Raw genomic sequence first — 16,916 nt, 5'->3', positions numbered from 1 at the left:
AATAACGAATAGGCATTACCCTTTAGCTTCTAACTCGTCTTGAAGCGCATTAATGGCTTCAATGGTTTCTTGCTCTAGCGTAATAATTTCGTTGGCATCCGATGCTAAATCGATTTGATCTTTTGCGCGTAGAATAGCCAAGCCTAGGTTATTATCGGCGTTCTGTTCGTTACTGCTCATCCACCCTGACACCATACCTAAGCTGCCAGCTTTAGCGACAGTGGTAGAGTGCTCACTTAAAATGATAGCTGCTTGCGCTAATTGCACGGTGATGTCAGTCGCTAATTTAGTATTTTGCTCAGATACACCTTCGATTGCTGAATTGTAGGCTGCGAGCTTTGGACCAATTTTGTCATCTTCAGTCTCTGCTTTTTCGTCAAACGCAATAATCGCCGCTCTCAACTCTTCTTCAGACTTACCCTGATGAGCCGTCAAAAATGCTTGTACATCAACGTAGTTTTCCGTCTGAGTACGATACTCACCCATCACGTTGTATTGGCGCTCCAGGATAGAAGCACAGATATTTAAGAATTCATCGACACCCGGCTGAATTTCAACACGGTTAAACCCGAGCTCTTCCATTTGCACAGAAAGATCAGCAACGGCCTGGTTTCTGTCTAAAGTCGCGGCGTTTTCATTTGAAGTAGACATACACGCACTCAGTACAACAGCGGCTAGTGGTGCAACGATCCATTTTTTCATAATACTTTCCCTCAGAGGCTTTGAGCCAAATCAACATTTTTGTTACATAGGCTTAGTTAAGCCATAATGGTGAATGTAAAGAAAGCGTTAAGCAGGATCAATCAGTTTTTAAATTTTTTTTAAAACAGGATCGAGAAATCGACTCTCAAATGGCTGAAAGCGAGTAAGGGTAATAAGAGGTTTATTATGGTGGCGCTGGACGGACTTGAACCGTCACTCCCGAAGGAACCTGATTTTGAATCAGGCGTGTCTACCAATTCCACCACAGCGCCATTTTTTGCGAGGTGAAGTTACCAAGGAAGGTAACGGGTCGGGATTATACCCGCGATACTTAGCTAATCAAGCGAAAATTATCGAAAAGTGGTTTTCACCGCACTGACTGATGATTCATTAACCATATTGCTTGTAATCGGGAGTTAATGTCAGCCGGTATCCTCCGTGTTAATATAACGCCATCGATAACAGAGAACTCTCTACAATGACATTAAACGCTCAAGAATTACACGCCAGTTTTCCAAGCGCTGGTTTCCTCCGTCGCTTAGCCGCCTGGGTATACGATTTTTTAGTGGCTGTCGCTATTATCATGCTCTCCTCAGCGCTGGCGTTAGGCTTTGCGGCAACCTTAACTGCTCTGAATTGGGTCGAGCTCAGTGAAGAAATGGATCATGCCGGATGGCTTGCCCAGGGGCCCTGGTACAGCATCTACTTAATCAGTGTATTAGCTATCTTCTTTGGCTGGTTCTGGAAGCGCTCGGGTCAAACCATTGGTATGAGAGCCTGGCGTCTAAAGTTACAAAATCGTGATGGCAGTCGCTTAACATTAAAGCAAACCATTATTCGACTGCTGACTTGCTGTGCGGGGCTTGGGAACCTATGGGTTTTAGTTGACTTTAAAAATCGCCGAGCCTGGCATGACTATGCAGCAGGTACTGAAGTTGTGACCTTATCGAAAGAAGCTAATCAGCTATTTTACTGGAACGAGCTTTAGGGCTCGCTCCAGTGACTTTATTACCCTGCTTTCTTCTGCATAAAGTAAACAGCAAGAGCCGCAAATACAATACTGGGTAGTAACGCGCCAAGGAAAGCGGGCACTTGATAAACTTGTGCTAACGGCCCGAATATCTCATTACTGACATGAAAGCCGAAACCGGTAATAACCCCCATCAAAATACGGGCCCCCATAGTTGTTGAGCGAAGCGGTCCAAAAATAAAGGACAATGCAACCAATAACATAACCGCAACCGTTACTGGAGCAAGCAGCTTACGCCATAAAGCGAGCTCATAGCGCTTGGCAGATTGCTGATTAAGCTCCAGGTAATTCAGGTAATCCAACAAACCAGAAACCGACAAAGATTCAGGCTTAATAGTTACGACGCCTAACTTATCCGGCGTTAACGTCGACTGCCACTGCACACTGTTTTTTCGAGTTGAGCTGACACGACTTGCGCTCAATTCTGTAATAACAACATCCTGCATACGCCATGCGCCGTTAGTAAACAGCGCAGTTTGGGCGTAGGTTGCTTTTTGAAGTTCACGGTTGTCATCAAAGTCATAAATAATAACGTTATTAAGGCGCCCGGTGTCTTCCACTTCGCCAATATTTATAAAATCAGAACCGTCCTTTGCCCAAACACCCTGCTGAGCCGAAATTAAGCTACCACCAGAAATTTCCTGTGAGCGAATTGCACGACCTTTGGACTCCATAGGTGGGGCAACCCATTCACCAATCGCCATTACGGCAACCATCATAATAATGGCGACTTTCATAACGGCGGCGATAATATTCAGTCGTGAACGGCCGGCAGCAAGCATAACAACGAGCTCAGAGTTGCTCGCCAGCATACCGACACCAATCAAGCCGCCAAGTAGCGCCGCCATAGGGAAAAATAATTCCACGTCACGCGGTAAGCTGTAAAAAACAAATAACGCCGCATCCAGGGTATCGTAATTTCCCCGGCCAACGGCCTTTAACTGTTCAACAAAACGAATCAGCGAAGACAATCCGGTCAGTACCGCCAAACTCATTAATGAGGTTTTTAGTACCGTCAGGCCAATGTATTTATCCAGAATACTTAACATCGTTAACCCCGCTTATTCCGGACACTAAAACGTGACAAGAGCTTCAAGCCCAACGGTCGACCTTTACCGATTAAAATAAAGCCGAATATCAGCAAAATAAAATGGATCCACCAAAGGCCTACTACCGACGGTATCACGCCATCTCGCACTGCGGCCTTAGCGGCCATTAACACCAGAAAGTAGCCAAGGTAAATCAAGAAAGCCGGAGCCATGCGCGCAAATTTACCTTGTCTTGGATTTACGCGACTAAGCGGCACTGCAATTAACGTTAATAACGGCATTGCCAAAGGAATAGCAATACGCCACTGGAACTCTGCTACAGCCGCATTCCCCGGAGTTTCTAATAACTCCAGCGTAGAGTAATTTTCCAGTTTTCGTGCCTGACCGTCAGCTTCCTGCTCTTTTATTTGTAGGCGATAATTATCGAAGGTCATCGTCTGATAGCTACTTTGGTCACCGGCATAGCGGTTTCCCTCTCCCAGTTCCAGCCACTGAGAACCGCTGTCTTCGCTAATAACACGTCCAGTCTTCGCCATAACGACACTGCCCGCACGTAGCTCATTGCCTTCGTGACTATGTTGCGCAACAAAAACTTCTTGCAACTCGCCTTCTTCATTCACGTCTTGAACAAATATAACCGCCTTTTGGTTACTGGCTTGCTGGAAGCGCCCCGGCATTAACGCCGTCAAGCCGCTATCCGAACGAGCTTTTTCTTCAACTTGCTGCTCTTGCTCAAGCGCCCAGGGCACCGCCCATAAAGTCAGCGCCCCAGTCACCAATGCCAATACCAACGACAAGACCAAAGTCACCCTAGTAACATACCACTCGCTGACACCGCAGGCGTGCAAAATAGTCATTTCGTTGTCAGCGTAGATACGTCCGTGGGCCAGCAAAATCCCTAAAAATAAACTCAAAGGAAGAATTAAAGCGAGTAGTGCCGGTAAATTCAGCGACAACAATTGAAAAATAACACTGCCGGGAATATCTCCCTCAGAAGCATCGGACAACACACGTACAAACTTCTGACTGACAAAAATAGCCATCAGAATAAAGAGCACAGCAAGCTGCGACTTTAGTGTTTCACTGATTAAATACCGAAATATGCGCACTAATGTTCACTCATGTAACTTAGGTTTTTACTGGAATAGCTGCGATTTTTAAGTAAACTTGTTATTTTAACAACAAAATGTCTTAAGAGCTAAACTATAGCAGGCATTAAAGCCACCTGAAACAGGAGCACTGTCATGGAGTTCAGCGTCAAAAGTGGTAATCCGGAAAAACAACGTTCTGCGTGTATTGTCGTAGGTGTCTTTGAACCCCGCCGATTATCTGGTGTGGCTGAACAGCTGGACAAAGTCAGTGATGGCTATTTAAGCAATTTATTGCGCCGTGGTGATTTAGAAGGTAAGTCTGGACAAGTTCTTTTATTGCATCATGTTCCAAACATTTTAGCTGAACGGGTATTACTGGTTGGTTGCGGTAAAGAGCGTGAACTTGACGAGCGACAGTACCGCCAAATTATTGCGCGTACTATTAACACGTTAAATGAAACCGGCTCGATGGAAGCGGTATGCTTTCTAAGCGAGCTACACGTAAAAGGTCGCGATACCTACTGGAAAGTTAGACAGGCAGTTGAGGCTGCCCGGGCAACGCTATATAACTTTAACGAGCTCAAAAGTAAGAAAGAAGAGCCCCGCCGCCCTCTTCGCAAGTTAATCTTCAACGTTCCGAGCCGCAAAGAACTTACTTTGGGTGAACAAGCGGTTCAACATGGGCTAGCAGTATCAGCGGGAATGGATGTATGCCGAAATGTGGCAAATATGCCACCGAACATTTGTACACCTCGTTACCTGGCCGAGCAGGCCGCAAAAATGGCAGAGGGCTACGATAACCTGAGCGTCACGACGGTTGAAGAAGCCGAGATGGAAAAGCTCGGTATGAATGCTTATTTAGCCGTTGGTCGAGGTTCTGAACATGAGTCTGTGCTGACTCTAATGCATTATAAAGGTGCGCCCGATGATCAAGCACCCATTGTTCTTGTTGGTAAAGGCCTGACATTCGATTCCGGTGGTATTTCAATTAAGCCGTCCGCCAACATGGACGAAATGAAATACGATATGGGCGGTGCAGCCGGAGTATTAGGTGCTATGCAAGCTTTGGCGGAACTACAACTGCCTATTAATGTTATTGGTGCAGTCGCTGGATGTGAGAATATGCCGGACGGCAAGGCTTATCGCCCCGGCGACATTCTCACAACCATGAGCGGGCAAACCGTAGAGGTCCTCAATACTGACGCGGAAGGCCGACTGGTGTTGTGCGATACACTAACTTACGTTGAGCGTTTTGAGCCAGACTCTGTTATCGACTTGGCAACACTCACAGGCGCCTGCGTTATCGCTCTGGGCAGTCACGCTTCTGCGGTACTCAGTCAGCACAACCCACTGGCACACGAAGTGTTAAACGCAGCCCAGCAAAGCGGCGATAAAGCCTGGCGCATGCCATTATGGGACGAGTACCAACCGATGCTGGACAGTCCCTTTGCGGACATGGCGAACATAGGTGGCCGCGAAGCTGGCACTATCACTGCGGCTTGCTTCCTGTCGCGCTTCACCAAAAAGTACAACTGGGCTCACATGGATATCGCCGGCACAGCTTGGCAAGGTGGTAAAGAAAAAGGTTCAACGGGACGCCCGGTGCCTTTATTGACTCAGTTTTTAATTAACCGTTGCTCGAGCGAGGCTACCGAATAATATGCCCTCAGCTACGTTTTTTCTGATACCGAAAGCATCAGAGGATGAGCAAAATGCGTTAATTTGCGATAAGATCGCTGAACTGTACAGAAAACATAAGCGATTGCGTGTCTGGGCTCAAAGTCAAGCCCAGGCAGAAGCTCTGGATGAACTGCTATGGCAGCGTCCTGCTGATGCTTTCATTCCGCACAACTTAGTCGGCGAAGGCGCCTCTACCGGTGCTCCGGTTGAAATTGGTTGGCCACAAACGGAGCCTGGCTCAAGTAGACCAGGTTATGCGCTCTTCAACTTAGCCAATGAAGTACCTGTACAGGCGCAACAAAGTCAGCAACTGTACGACATTGTGCCAGTGTCAGATGACGGCAAAGCAGTTGCCAGAGAACGTTACAAACATTACCGGGCTCGCGGTTGCCAAATGCACACCGTACCCCTGATATCCGAACAGAAGTAAGGTCATTATGGATAAAACATATTCCCCTGCAGATATAGAGCAAAACCTTTACCAACAATGGGAAGAAAAAGGGTACTTCAAGCCTAGCGGCCAAGGTGACTCTTACTCCATTATGATCCCGCCACCCAATGTGACCGGCAGTCTGCATATGGGCCATGCGTTTCAACACACCATTATGGATACGCTTATTCGTTATCAGCGTATGGATGGTAAAAACACCTTGTGGCAGGTCGGCTCAGACCATGCGGGCATTGCTACACAAATGGTGGTGGAGCGCCAGCTGGCGGCCCAAAATCAAACACGGCAAGAGCTAGGTCGAGAAGCCTTCATTGATAAAATTTGGGAATGGAAACATCAGTCCGGCGGTACTATTACTCAGCAAATGCGTCGTTTAGGCGACTCTGTAGACTGGGATCGCGAGCGTTTTACCATGGACGAAGGCCTGTCCGACGCCGTTCGCGAAGTGTTTGTGAAGCTACATGAAGAAAACTTAATTTATCGCGGCAAACGACTGGTCAACTGGGATCCGGCATTGCAAACCGCCATTTCAGACCTGGAAGTCGAAAACAAAGAACAACAGGGCTCTATTTGGTACTTACGCTACCCACTTGCTGACGGTGAGAAAACCGAAGACGGCAAAGACCATTTAGTCGTCGCTACTACCCGACCGGAAACCATGCTGGGTGATGTTTGCGTTGCTGTTCACCCGGACGATGAGCGCTTTGGACATTTAGTCGGCAAGCACATTAATCTGCCTATCGTAAACCGTCGTATTCCTATCGTCGCCGACCATCATGTTGATAGCGAATTTGGTACCGGCTGCGTAAAAGTTACGCCAGCTCACGACTTTAACGATTACGAAATTGGCAAGCGCCACCAAACCGGCATGATATCAATTTTCGATGACACTGCTCACGTTATGGAAAAGGCCGGGTTATACACCAGCACTGGCGAAGCACTTAGTGAACTTGACGGATTTGACGGAACATTACCGAGCCAATACGCAGGCAAAGAGCGTTTTGAAGCCCGCAGACAACTGATTGCTGAATTTGACGAGCTGGGGTTATTGGAAAAGATTGAAAAACATACCAACAAAGTCCCTTATGGTGACCGTGGCGGTGTGCCTATTGAGCCTCACCTGACTGACCAATGGTATGTTCGTGTTGAGCCGTTGGCGAAACAGGCGACCGAAGCGGTAGAAGACGGCCGCATCGAGTTCGTTCCCAAGCAATATGAGAATATGTACTTCAGCTGGATGCGCGACATTCAGGACTGGTGTATATCCCGTCAACTTTGGTGGGGACATCGCATACCGGCTTGGTATGACGAAAACGGCAATGTTTATGTAGGTCGTACCGAAGAAGAAGTCCGTGAAAAGTATAACTTAGGTGACACAGCCCTTCAGCAGGACGAGGATGTTTTAGACACCTGGTTCTCGTCAGCACTTTGGACATTCTCTACGCTGGGCTGGCCGAAGAACACCGATGACTTAAAAACTTTCCACCCTACCGATGTGTTGGTGACTGGTTTTGACATTATTTTCTTCTGGGTTGCCCGCATGATAATGATGACCATGCACTTCATGAAAGACGATGAGGGTAAACCTCAAGTGCCTTTCAAAAAGGTGTATGTCACGGGTCTTATTCGCGACGAAGAAGGTCAAAAAATGTCTAAGTCCAAGGGGAATGTGTTGGATCCTCTGGACATGATTGACGGCATTAGCGCTGACGAATTAGTCGCCAAACGCACCGCTAATATGATGCAGCCGAAAATGCGCGAGAAGATTGAAAAGCGTACTCGTGCGGAATTCCCGGACGGCATTACAGCGCATGGCACCGATGCACTACGCTTCACGTTAACCGCTTTAGCGTCAACCGGTCGTGATATCAACTGGGACATGAAGCGCCTGGAAGGTTATCGTAACTTCTGCAACAAACTATGGAATGCCAGCCGCTTTGTGCTTATGAATACTGAAGAGCACGACTGCGGTCAAAGCGGCGATGAAATGACATTATCACTGGCTGACGAATGGATTATCGCGCGCTTTAACAGTACGGTGAAAGAATTCCGTCAGGCGTTGGAGAGCTACCGTTTTGACCAGGCCGCAGCCATTGCTTATGAGTTTACCTGGAACCAGTTCTGCGACTGGTACTTAGAGCTCACCAAACCGGTTCTGCAGAACGGCACAGAGGTTCAGCAACGCGGTACCCGCCATACTTTGGTCAGCATTTTGGAACAGCTTCTGCGTTTGCTTCATCCAATTATGCCATACATCACTGAAACCATTTGGCAAAGGGTCAAGCCACTAGCGGGCGTTGAAGGCGATACTATTATGCTGCAGCCGTTCCCGCAGGTACAAAGCTCGGTTAATGAGCAAGCCATGCTGGATATGGAATGGTTAAAGCGTGTTATTCTGGCTATCCGTAATATTCGTGGTGAAATGGACTTATCGCCAAATAAACCATTGCCGTTATTGTTGTCGAACGCCGACGCTATGGCTAAGGGACGTATCGAGAATAACGAAAGCTTCCTGAGTAGTCTGGCCAAGCTTGAATCTATTGAGTTTATTGATAGCGATGATGACGCACCTGCCAGCATGACGGCCCTGGTTGATAGCTTGAAGTTGCACATTCCAATGGCCGGTTTAATTGACAAGGACGCTGAGCTACAGCGCTTGCAGAAGGCTATTGAAAAGGCTGAGAAAGAATGGCAGCGCCTTAATGGTAAACTCAGCAACGAAAACTTCGTTAATAAAGCGCCTGAAGCTGTTATAGCAAAAGAGCGTGAAAAGCTTGCTGAAGCTGAGGCAACGCTAAGCCAGCTGAAAGAGCAGCAGGAAAAAATTAGCGCACTTTAATCAATGACGACGGAGAGGATTATTCCTCTCCGTCGTCATAATCTTCATCGAGCTCGTCGTCATCCAGCATAGTTCCCCAACCATCGTACTCAACATCACACTCGTCAGCAACATCCGCAATTTCTCTTACCTGACGCGCTAACACATTATTATCGAGTTCAGCATCCGTCGCAGCGATGAACGCAAACCAGCGCTTACCCTGTTCGTCGTCAAACTCATCGGCATCATCCACATGATATCCCAGCTTCACCAACTCCACTGCGGCCTTCTCTAGCTTGGTAAAGTCTGTAGAAGCAAGGTGGTGTTCAATCTCATAAAGAACGTCAGGCTCAGCACCGTCACTGATGAGTGCGTTAATCGTTTGTTCGCTTTGCTCAAGTAGCTCATTCAGAGACTGGCTCATTCGCTTTCCTTCTTCACTTGTTCGTTTAACTGATTAATTTTACTGTCCATAATGTCATGGCAGTGACGACTTAAGTCGCGCAAATTCTCTTTTTGATAATTGGCAATTCGTATCGGCTCAAGAAACGCCACTTTTAGAACACCGTTATTCCAGCGATTCATCTTAATTTTGCCATGTAGCTCTGATACGCAGACGGGAACCACATCTACCTGTGCCCGAAACGCCGTATGGAAAGCACCATTTTTAAACGGCAATAGTCCTCTGCCATAGCTTCGTGTGCCTTCCGGAAACATCCATACCGAGATATCTCGCTGATTTATCGCGTTCGCTGTTTGAGCAATTGTACCGTGTGCTTTACCCGCGTTTTTACGGTCAATCAAAATATTACCGGCCAACCAGTACAACCAGCCAAAAAACGGTATCCAACGCAGACTTTTCTTACCCAAAGTGACCGTATTTTTTGGCAGCATCGCCGCAATCGTGAAGATTTCCCAGCTATTCTGGTGGTTACAAACAAACACATAAGGCCCGCCACGTTCAATATCCGGGTGGCGTGTCACCTCAATTTTCAATCCCAAAACACGAGTCGCCCACCCAAAAATGTGAGCGAACCGATACGTGTTGTTTCGGTGAAAGGGTCGAATAATGCAAAACAGGCAGCCAACGATACCAAACACAACAATGAAGCCACCTAAAAACAACCACCTCAGCACCGCTAACATGACAACTCCCCGCCTTTACTCTTCATCTTCAACGACAATATCGTCGACTCGTTGAAGGCCTCTGGGCAGTTTGTTACCCCGGCGCCCTCGCTCGCCCAGATAGTGTTCAAGATCGGCCGGCTTCAAGGTCAGTTTGCGCTTTCCTGCCATTAGCGTTACTGCTTTGTCCGGTGCGGCTGTCGCCAGGGCAACTACATATTCCTCTCGCGACTGCGCTCTTAGCGCTGGAATGTTAATAATTTTATTCCCTTTGCCTTTGCTCAGTTGTGGTAAATCTGCCACCGGGAAGACCAACATACGGCCTTCATTGGATACAGCAATAACGCGGTCATTTTCAATACTGTTTACCTGAGTTGGCTCTAATATTTTAGCACCGGTCGGCAAGGTAATAATCGCCTTGCCGTTTTTATTACGGCTGACTAAATCATTAAACTGGCAAATAAAACCATAACCGGCATCGGATGCCAACAAGACACAGCTATCGTCTTTCCCCATTAACACATGTTCAACCGTTTCGCCTGAGACCAGACTAAAGCGCCCGGTTAATGGTTCTCCCTGGCTTCTTGCAGAGGGCAACAAGTGCGCTTCACACGAGAAGCTGCGCCCAGAGCTATCAATAAACACAACCGGTTGGTTACTCTTACCTTCAGCTGACCCAAGGAAACTGTCTCCGGATTTATAGCTAAGCTTTTCACCATCAATGTCATGACCTTTCGCGCTGCGCACCCAGCCTTTTTTAGAGAGCACGACAGTAACGGCTTCTGCAGGCGTTAAGTCACGCTCACTCAATGCTTTTGCTTCGTTACGCTCAACCAACGGCGAGCGACGTTCGTCACCATAAGTGTCAGCATCGGCAAGCAGCTCTTTGCGAATCAGTGTTTTCAAACGTCGGTCTGAGCCCAGAATTTTCTCAAGCTGCTCGCGCTCTTTATTTAATTCGTCCTGCTCACCTTTCAGCTTCTGCTCTTCCAGCTTCGCCAAGTGACGTAACTTCAACTCAAGAATGGCTTCGGCCTGTTTGTCTGACAGCTCGAAGCGCGACATTAAGACTTCTTTAGGCTTATCTTCTGTGCGAATAATCTCGATGACTTCATCAAGGTTAAGATACGCAATAAGCAAGCCTTCGAGAATATGAAGACGCGCCAGTACTTTGTCTAAACGGTATTGCAAACGGCGAGTAACCGTCTGCTGACGAAATTCTAGCCACTCTTTTAGCAGCCCCAGTAACGGCTTAACTTGAGGACGACCATCCAGCCCCAGAATATTCAGGTTAACGCGATACTGTTTTTCTAAGTCAGTTGTCGCGAATAAGTGGTTCATCAACTGCTCGGTATCAACGCGATTTGAGCGAGGCACAATAACCAATCGAGTTGGATTCTCGTGGTCGGACTCATCGCGCAAGTCAGATACCAACGGTAATTTTTTCGCCTGCATTTGTTGAGCAATTTGCTCTAACACTTTTGCGCCCGAGGCTTGGTGGGGTAACGCAGTAACAACGATTTCGCCATCGTCAACTTCATAAGAAGCACGCATTTTTATACTGCCGCGACCTGTTTCATACATTTTCTTAATGTCGTCGGCAGGCGTAATGACTTCTGCGTCGGTCGGATAGTCCGGCCCCTTTAACACGTCCATAATGTCTTCGAGCGTGCTGCTTGGCTTTTCCAGTAGCATCGCACAAGCATTAGCCACTTCGCGGGCATTGTGCGGTGGGATATCCGTGGCCATACCTACGGCAATACCCGTCACACCATTCAACAGGATATGAGGTAGCCTAGCGGGCAGTACTTTGGGCTCCTTCATGGTGCCATCAAAGTTGGGTATCCAGTCAGCGGTCCCCTGCCCTAATTCACTCAGCAGAACTTCACTAAACTTAGACAGTCGTGCTTCGGTATAACGCATCGCTGCGAACGACTTAGGGTCATCGGGAGAGCCCCAGTTACCCTGACCATCCACCAACGGATGTCGATACGAGAACGGCTGCGCCATGAGCACCATAGCTTCATAACACGCGCTGTCACCATGAGGGTGAAACTTACCCAGCACATCACCCACGGTACGGGCGGATTTTTTATACTTCGCTAAAGCTGATAAGCCCAGCTCCGACATTGCATAAACAATACGTCGCTGAACCGGCTTCAAACCATCACCAATATGTGGCAATGCCCGGTCCATAATGACGTACATGGAATAATTTAAGTAGGCCTCTTCAGTAAAGCGGCTGAGGGGGCGTGTTTCGGTAATCTCCGTCGACATTCTCACTTCTCCTTACTAAGCAGCCTACAGTTCAGCCAAATCGGCCATGTTGCCTTTACTCTCCAGCCAAGTGCGGCGATCACTCGCGCGCTTCTTCGCCAGCAACATATCCATTAGCTCTTCCATCATCTCTGCGTCATCTATTGTCAGCTGCACCAATCGACGTGTATTCGGGTCCATAGTCGTTTCACGAAGCGTCAGCGGGTTCATTTCACCCAAGCCTTTGAAACGCTGAACGTTAATTTTGCCTTTTTTCTTCTCAGCTTCAATACGGTCTAAGATGCCCTGTTTTTCGTCTTCATCGAGGGCATAAAACACCTCTTTGCCCACATCGATTCGATAAAGCGGCGGCATGGCAACAAAAATATGACCATTTTCAACCAACGGTCGGAAGTGCTTCACAAAGAGTGCACACAACAGGGTAGCTATATGAAGCCCATCGGAGTCGGCATCGGCCAGAATACAAATTTTTCCGTAACGCAGCTTGTCGAGGTCAACCGTATTCGGGTCAACCCCCACAGCAACGGATATATCGTGAATTTCCTGTGAGCCCAGAATTTGTTCCGGATCGACTTCCCAGGTGTTAAGAATCTTCCCGCGCAGCGGCATAACAGCCTGAAACTCCCGGTCACGGGCTTGTTTCGCTGAGCCACCTGCCGAGTCACCCTCGACCAAAAACAGTTCGCTGCTTGATGGATCCTGACTTGAGCAGTCGGTTAACTTACCCGGAAGCGCAGGCCCCTGAGTAACTTTCTTACGAACAACTTTTTTGCTTGCTCGTAAACGACGCTGAGCGTTGCTAATACACACATCGGCCAATAACTCGGCTTGCTCGGTGTGCTCATTCAGCCACAAACTGAATGCATCTTTTACCACCCCGGAAACAAAACTGGCAGACTGTCTCGATGACAGTCGTTCTTTAGTTTGACCGGCAAACTGGGGATCCTGCATCTTAGTCGATAAAATATAGGAGCAGCGCTCCCACACGTCATCAGGTGTCAGCTTAACTCCTCGTGGCAGCAAGTTACGGAACTCACAAAACTCACGCATAGCTTCTAACAGACCTTGCCGCAAGCCGTTAACATGCGTACCACCTAATGGCGTTGGAATAAGATTCACGTAACTTTCAGATACGCCTTCGCCACCTTCCGGCAACCAAGTTACCGCCCATTCAACGCCTTCGGTTTGCGAGCTAAAGGAGCCATTAAATGGGTCTTCCGGCAAGGTCGGTACGTCTTTCACCGCTTCAATAAGATAGTCGGTCAGGCCGTCCTCATAAAACCAAGTTTCCTCGGTGTCATCCACTTTATTTTTGAACGTGATACTTAACCCCGGACAAAGCACGGCTTTCGCACGGAGTATGTGTTTTAACTTGGTTACAGAGAATTTCGAAGAGTCAAAATACTGTGCGTCGGGCCAAAAATGAACTTTGGTTCCGGTGTTGCGCTTTCCAACAGTACCGGTAACTTCTAATTCAGAGACTTTATCGCCGTTCTCGAAGGCCATCTCATAGACCTGGCCGTCGCGCTTAATAGTAAGCTCAACACGCTTCGACAGTGCGTTAACAACAGAGATACCAACACCGTGCAAACCACCAGAGAACTGATAGTTTTTATTGGAAAACTTACCACCAGCGTGCAGTTTGCTCATAATGAGCTCGACACCAGGAACCCCTTCTTCAGGGTGAATATCCACGGGCATACCGCGACCGTCATCCATGACTTCTAAGGATTGGTCGGTGTGTAGAATAACCACTAAGCTTCTAGCGTGACCGGCAAGCGCCTCATCCACACTGTTATCAATAACTTCCTGACCTAAATGGTTGGGCCGTGTGGTATCGGTGTACATACCGGGGCGGCGCTGAACCGGCTCCAGGCCATTCAGCACCTCTATAGAATCGGATTTGTAGTCTGTCATGAGTCCCTGTTTTTTGTTGTAGCTCGCTCCGCAAAGTTGACTGACAATTTACCGCTAACCGTCGTCTATTTGAAGTAGTAAGGCATAAATTTCTGCACTGACTCGCTCAGCTCTGGTTGGATTCGACCTTGCTTACGACACAGTTGCAACCAGTCTGACAAAAATCGATTTGCTTGGTACTTTTCATCGCGGTGTCGCATGTCTTTATTCGGCTGACGATAATGCACTTCTAGCTTTGTAATACCCTGCGTTTTTAAGACTTCCGCCATACGCACGTCATGGTATAAGCGCACCGTCATTTTGGCGCGCAAATAATCCGCCCAGCTAGGCTTTAGTTGCTCGATCGAAATATCCGTTGTGTAACGCGAATTGTCGACACGTTTTACCACAAACATCAGTCCTTCGCCGGCCTGAATAATGACCTCATTTTTATCCGAGTCAGGTTCATCCGGAACAAAAGGCAATAGAGCTGCATAATTCAGCTCGTTCAGCCTGTGTAATTCTGCCACGTCGACAACATATCGCTGCTGCATACGGCTCCTTAAAAGCTCAGCTTATTTTTGAATACGCTATTGCGGTGCAATAACAACCATTGTAACCCAATAACGCTTGCCGCATTATTAATTTCCTCGCGCTCCAACATGCCGATGACTTCCTGCCTTGGCAGCACGTGCACCTTAATGTCTTCGTCTTCTTCCGGGAGCCCGCCAAAATCAGCCGCTAAACTCGTGTCGACTTCCGCAATATAAATTGTCAGTTTCTCATCGGTTCCGCCCGGGCTGGAGTAATAGCTGGTTGCATAAACCAACTGCTTAGCTTCCAGACCAGCCTCTTCTTTTAACTCTCTGGTTGCGACTTCTTCTGCACTCTCGTCTGCGTCAAACATGCCAGCGACGAACTCGAACAACCAAGGCCCGTTTGGATCATCTAATGCACCAACCCGAAACTGCTCCAGCACGACTAACTCATCGCGAACAGGGTCGTACGGTATCACTACCACTGCGTGCCCGCGCTCCATTAATTCACGCTCAATTGGCTGACTCCAACCGCCTTGAAACAAACGGTGCTTGAGTTTGTATTTATAAACCGACAAAAAACCTTCATAAAGCGGCTGTTTTTTATCGAGTTCAACATCTTTCCGAGTCAGTTTTGAGGTCATCGCATCTCCTTACCTATTCGACGTTTTGTTCTACGAAGTCGCATCCATTTTATGATCTACTATACAGCAAACATTCTGTTACACTTGAGCAGATTCTGAAACCATGTTTTGCTTAAATTATCAGCGTGAATCAATTACACTGGTAATCATTCAATACTGTATGTAAACTAACGCGCAATCATTTTAAGACTATTGCATGTCAAGTAACGGGACACTGACTACCATGAAAAAGCACCTCTTGTCAGCGGCTGTAGGAATTGCATTAACTACAGTCTCTTTTACGTCAAATGCGGAAGATTTAGCTCAAATTTATCGTTTAGCGGTTGATAACGACCCTACGTTGTTAAGAGCTGCGGCTGAACGTAATGCAACCCAAAAAGGCGTCGATATTGCCAAGTCAGGGTTCTTACCACAGGTTAACGGTGAAGCTGGTTATAGTGAGTCTACCAGTGACTCGCCACAGTTTGTTAACAATCAAATCCAGAAATTTGCAATAGATAGTAGTGGTTGGCAAGCAGGCGTTACTTTAAACCAAAGTATCTTTGACTGGAGCGTCTGGAAAAACGCTGACATTGCTGAAAAGCAAGCCTATCAAGCCGAGATTTCATACAGTAATGCTCAGCAGGAATTAATGCTGCGTGTTGTAAACGCTTACTTCCAGGCACTTCAGGCAAAAGACGACCTGTCATTTGCTGAAGCCGAGAAAAAAGCCATTAAACGTCAGCTTGAGCAAACCAAACAACGTTTCTCTGTTGGTTTAACCGCCATTACTGACGTGCACGAAGCACAAGCACAATATGACAGCGCCGTCGCCCGTGAAATTCAGGCTCGTAATGCCGTAGAAATTGCTTACGAAAGCATTCGTGAAATCACTGGGCAATACCCACAGACGCTGGCCGCATTAGACACCGAAACCTTTTCGCCCAGTGACCCTGCACCGGAAGATGTCATGAAATGGGTAAAGAAAGCGGAAAATAGTAATCTAAGCTTATTAGAGAGCATGGTGCAGGTTGAGATTGCTGAACAGCAAATTAAGCTTCAGCAAGCGGGTCACTACCCGACCGTGTCATTATCAGCGAACTATTCAGCCAATGATATCGATAGAACAATACAAGGTGAGCCATCCCCAGATACGGGCCGTCTTGATAGCCGTTCAATTGGTCTAAACGTCAGCGTACCTATTTTCTCAGGCTTCCGCACCTCAGCTGAAGTGTCTCAGGCGCGTGACAACTACGTAGCAAGTAGCCAGCAAATGGTTCAGACCCGTCGTCAAATTGAGCGTGAAGTGCGTAACGCTTACTACGAAGTATCTGCGTCAATTGCCAGTATTAGCGCATTCCAGCAGTCTGTAGTTTCAGCAGAAAGTGCCTTAAAAGCAACAGAGGCAGGTTTTGAAGTCGGTACCCGTACTATCGTTGACGTACTGAATAGCACTCAAAACCTGTATAACGCTAAGCGTAACTTATCAGAAGCTCGCTATGGCTATATTCGCCAAATGCTACGTTTAGAGCAAGCGGCAGGACAGCTTCAGGAAAACGACCTATTGGCAATTAACAGCAGTCTGTCAGAGGACGTTGAAGGAACTGCAGCGGACTAACTCCGCTGACCACAGGCACCACT

General features: G+C 47.6%; 14 protein-coding genes and 1 tRNA gene. 5 read left to right on the top strand and 10 right to left on the bottom strand.

What is annotated here, in order from left to right; genetic code table 11:
- Positions 1–15: 15 nt before the first annotated feature.
- Positions 16–702, bottom strand: a complete 687-nt coding sequence (locus UM402_RS03440) for a hypothetical protein (protein WP_058576128.1) — start codon at positions 700–702, stop codon at positions 16–18.
- 187 nt (positions 703–889) lie between these two features.
- Positions 890–974 (bottom strand) — tRNA-Leu (locus UM402_RS03435).
- 206 nt (positions 975–1,180) lie between these two features.
- Here UM402_RS03435 and UM402_RS03430 point away from each other — a divergent pair.
- Positions 1,181–1,690 carry an RDD family protein gene (locus tag UM402_RS03430; RefSeq protein ID WP_058576127.1) on the top strand — a complete coding sequence of 170 codons (510 nt, stop codon included), beginning with the start codon at positions 1,181–1,183 and terminating at the stop codon, positions 1,688–1,690.
- 20 nt (positions 1,691–1,710) lie between these two features.
- Here UM402_RS03430 and lptG read toward each other — a convergent pair whose 3' ends face one another.
- Together lptG and lptF are read right to left on the bottom strand one after the other, a co-directional pair.
- Positions 1,711–2,781, bottom strand: a complete 1,071-nt coding sequence (gene lptG / locus UM402_RS03425) for an LPS export ABC transporter permease LptG (protein ID WP_058576126.1) — start codon at positions 2,779–2,781, stop codon at positions 1,711–1,713.
- A 2-nt stretch (positions 2,782–2,783) separates the two neighbouring features.
- Positions 2,784–3,890, bottom strand: coding sequence for an LPS export ABC transporter permease LptF (lptF, locus tag UM402_RS03420; RefSeq protein WP_058576125.1), 1,107 nt, complete (start codon positions 3,888–3,890; stop codon positions 2,784–2,786).
- A 135-nt stretch (positions 3,891–4,025) separates the two neighbouring features.
- Between lptF and pepA the strand changes: the two genes are divergently transcribed.
- Genes pepA through UM402_RS03405 form a run of 3 tightly spaced genes read left to right on the top strand, consistent with a single transcriptional unit; the run spans position 4,026 to position 8,839 of the window.
- Complete coding sequence (pepA, locus tag UM402_RS03415; RefSeq protein WP_058576124.1) at positions 4,026–5,531, top strand: leucyl aminopeptidase; 1,506 nt, start codon at positions 4,026–4,028, stop codon at positions 5,529–5,531.
- 1 nt (position 5,532) lies between these two features.
- Positions 5,533–5,982 carry a DNA polymerase III subunit chi gene (locus UM402_RS03410; protein WP_058576123.1) on the top strand — a complete coding sequence of 150 codons (450 nt, stop codon included), beginning with the start codon at positions 5,533–5,535 and terminating at the stop codon, positions 5,980–5,982.
- 7 nt (positions 5,983–5,989) lie between these two features.
- Positions 5,990–8,839, top strand: coding sequence for a valine--tRNA ligase (locus UM402_RS03405; RefSeq protein WP_058576122.1), 2,850 nt, complete (start codon positions 5,990–5,992; stop codon positions 8,837–8,839).
- A gap of 19 nt (positions 8,840–8,858) precedes the next feature.
- On the opposite strand, the gene rraB is transcribed toward UM402_RS03405, so the two are convergent.
- The 6 genes from rraB to UM402_RS03375 all read right to left on the bottom strand — a co-directional run bounded on the left by rraB (position 8,859) and on the right by UM402_RS03375 (position 15,296).
- Positions 8,859–9,242 carry a ribonuclease E inhibitor RraB gene (rraB, locus tag UM402_RS03400; RefSeq protein ID WP_058576121.1) on the bottom strand — a complete coding sequence of 128 codons (384 nt, stop codon included), beginning with the start codon at positions 9,240–9,242 and terminating at the stop codon, positions 8,859–8,861.
- Positions 9,239–9,964, bottom strand: a complete 726-nt coding sequence (locus UM402_RS03395) for a 1-acylglycerol-3-phosphate O-acyltransferase (protein WP_058576120.1) — start codon at positions 9,962–9,964, stop codon at positions 9,239–9,241. Before UM402_RS03395 ends, rraB begins: the two co-directional genes overlap by 4 nt.
- Before the next feature lie 15 nt (positions 9,965–9,979).
- On the bottom strand, positions 9,980–12,220 hold the full coding sequence (gene parC, locus UM402_RS03390) for a DNA topoisomerase IV subunit A (protein WP_058576119.1): 2,241 nt from the start codon (positions 12,218–12,220) through the stop codon (positions 9,980–9,982).
- Between the two features lie 24 nt (positions 12,221–12,244).
- Complete coding sequence (parE, locus tag UM402_RS03385) at positions 12,245–14,137, bottom strand: DNA topoisomerase IV subunit B (protein ID WP_058576118.1); 1,893 nt, start codon at positions 14,135–14,137, stop codon at positions 12,245–12,247.
- Between the two features lie 65 nt (positions 14,138–14,202).
- Positions 14,203–14,670, bottom strand: a complete 468-nt coding sequence (locus UM402_RS03380; protein ID WP_058576117.1) for a DUF1249 domain-containing protein — start codon at positions 14,668–14,670, stop codon at positions 14,203–14,205.
- 8 nt (positions 14,671–14,678) lie between these two features.
- Positions 14,679–15,296: an NUDIX domain-containing protein gene (locus UM402_RS03375; RefSeq protein WP_058576116.1), complete on the bottom strand. Its 618-nt coding sequence runs from the start codon at positions 15,294–15,296 to the stop codon at positions 14,679–14,681.
- 223 nt (positions 15,297–15,519) lie between these two features.
- On the opposite strand from UM402_RS03375, the gene tolC reads away from it, so the two are divergent.
- Positions 15,520–16,893: an outer membrane channel protein TolC gene (gene tolC / locus UM402_RS03370; RefSeq protein ID WP_058576159.1), complete on the top strand. Its 1,374-nt coding sequence runs from the start codon at positions 15,520–15,522 to the stop codon at positions 16,891–16,893.
- The last annotated feature ends 23 nt before the right edge of the window (positions 16,894–16,916 follow it).

The organism is Idiomarina sp. OXR-189, from assembly GCF_034373425.1.
Lineage (GTDB): Bacteria > Pseudomonadota > Gammaproteobacteria > Enterobacterales > Alteromonadaceae > Idiomarina > Idiomarina zobellii.
This window is presented reverse-complemented; position numbering and strand designations above follow the sequence as displayed.

Coding starts and splice junctions, on each gene's coding strand:
- UM402_RS03430 (WP_058576127.1), top strand. CDS start 1,181: ATGACATTAAACGCTCAAGAATTACACGCCAGTTTTCCAAGCGCTGGT.
- UM402_RS03405 (WP_058576122.1), top strand. CDS start 5,990: ATGGATAAAACATATTCCCCTGCAGATATAGAGCAAAACCTTTACCAA.
- UM402_RS03395 (WP_058576120.1), bottom strand. CDS start 9,964: ATGTTAGCGGTGCTGAGGTGGTTGTTTTTAGGTGGCTTCATTGTTGTG.
- tolC (WP_058576159.1), top strand. CDS start 15,520: ATGAAAAAGCACCTCTTGTCAGCGGCTGTAGGAATTGCATTAACTACA.
- rraB (WP_058576121.1), bottom strand. CDS start 9,242: ATGAGCCAGTCTCTGAATGAGCTACTTGAGCAAAGCGAACAAACGATT.
- parE (WP_058576118.1), bottom strand. CDS start 14,137: ATGACAGACTACAAATCCGATTCTATAGAGGTGCTGAATGGCCTGGAG.
- UM402_RS03380 (WP_058576117.1), bottom strand. CDS start 14,670: ATGCAGCAGCGATATGTTGTCGACGTGGCAGAATTACACAGGCTGAAC.
- parC (WP_058576119.1), bottom strand. CDS start 12,220: ATGTCGACGGAGATTACCGAAACACGCCCCCTCAGCCGCTTTACTGAA.
- pepA (WP_058576124.1), top strand. CDS start 4,026: ATGGAGTTCAGCGTCAAAAGTGGTAATCCGGAAAAACAACGTTCTGCG.
- UM402_RS03375 (WP_058576116.1), bottom strand. CDS start 15,296: ATGACCTCAAAACTGACTCGGAAAGATGTTGAACTCGATAAAAAACAG.
- lptG (WP_058576126.1), bottom strand. CDS start 2,781: ATGTTAAGTATTCTGGATAAATACATTGGCCTGACGGTACTAAAAACC.
- UM402_RS03410 (WP_058576123.1), top strand. CDS start 5,533: ATGCCCTCAGCTACGTTTTTTCTGATACCGAAAGCATCAGAGGATGAG.
- UM402_RS03440 (WP_058576128.1), bottom strand. CDS start 702: ATGAAAAAATGGATCGTTGCACCACTAGCCGCTGTTGTACTGAGTGCG.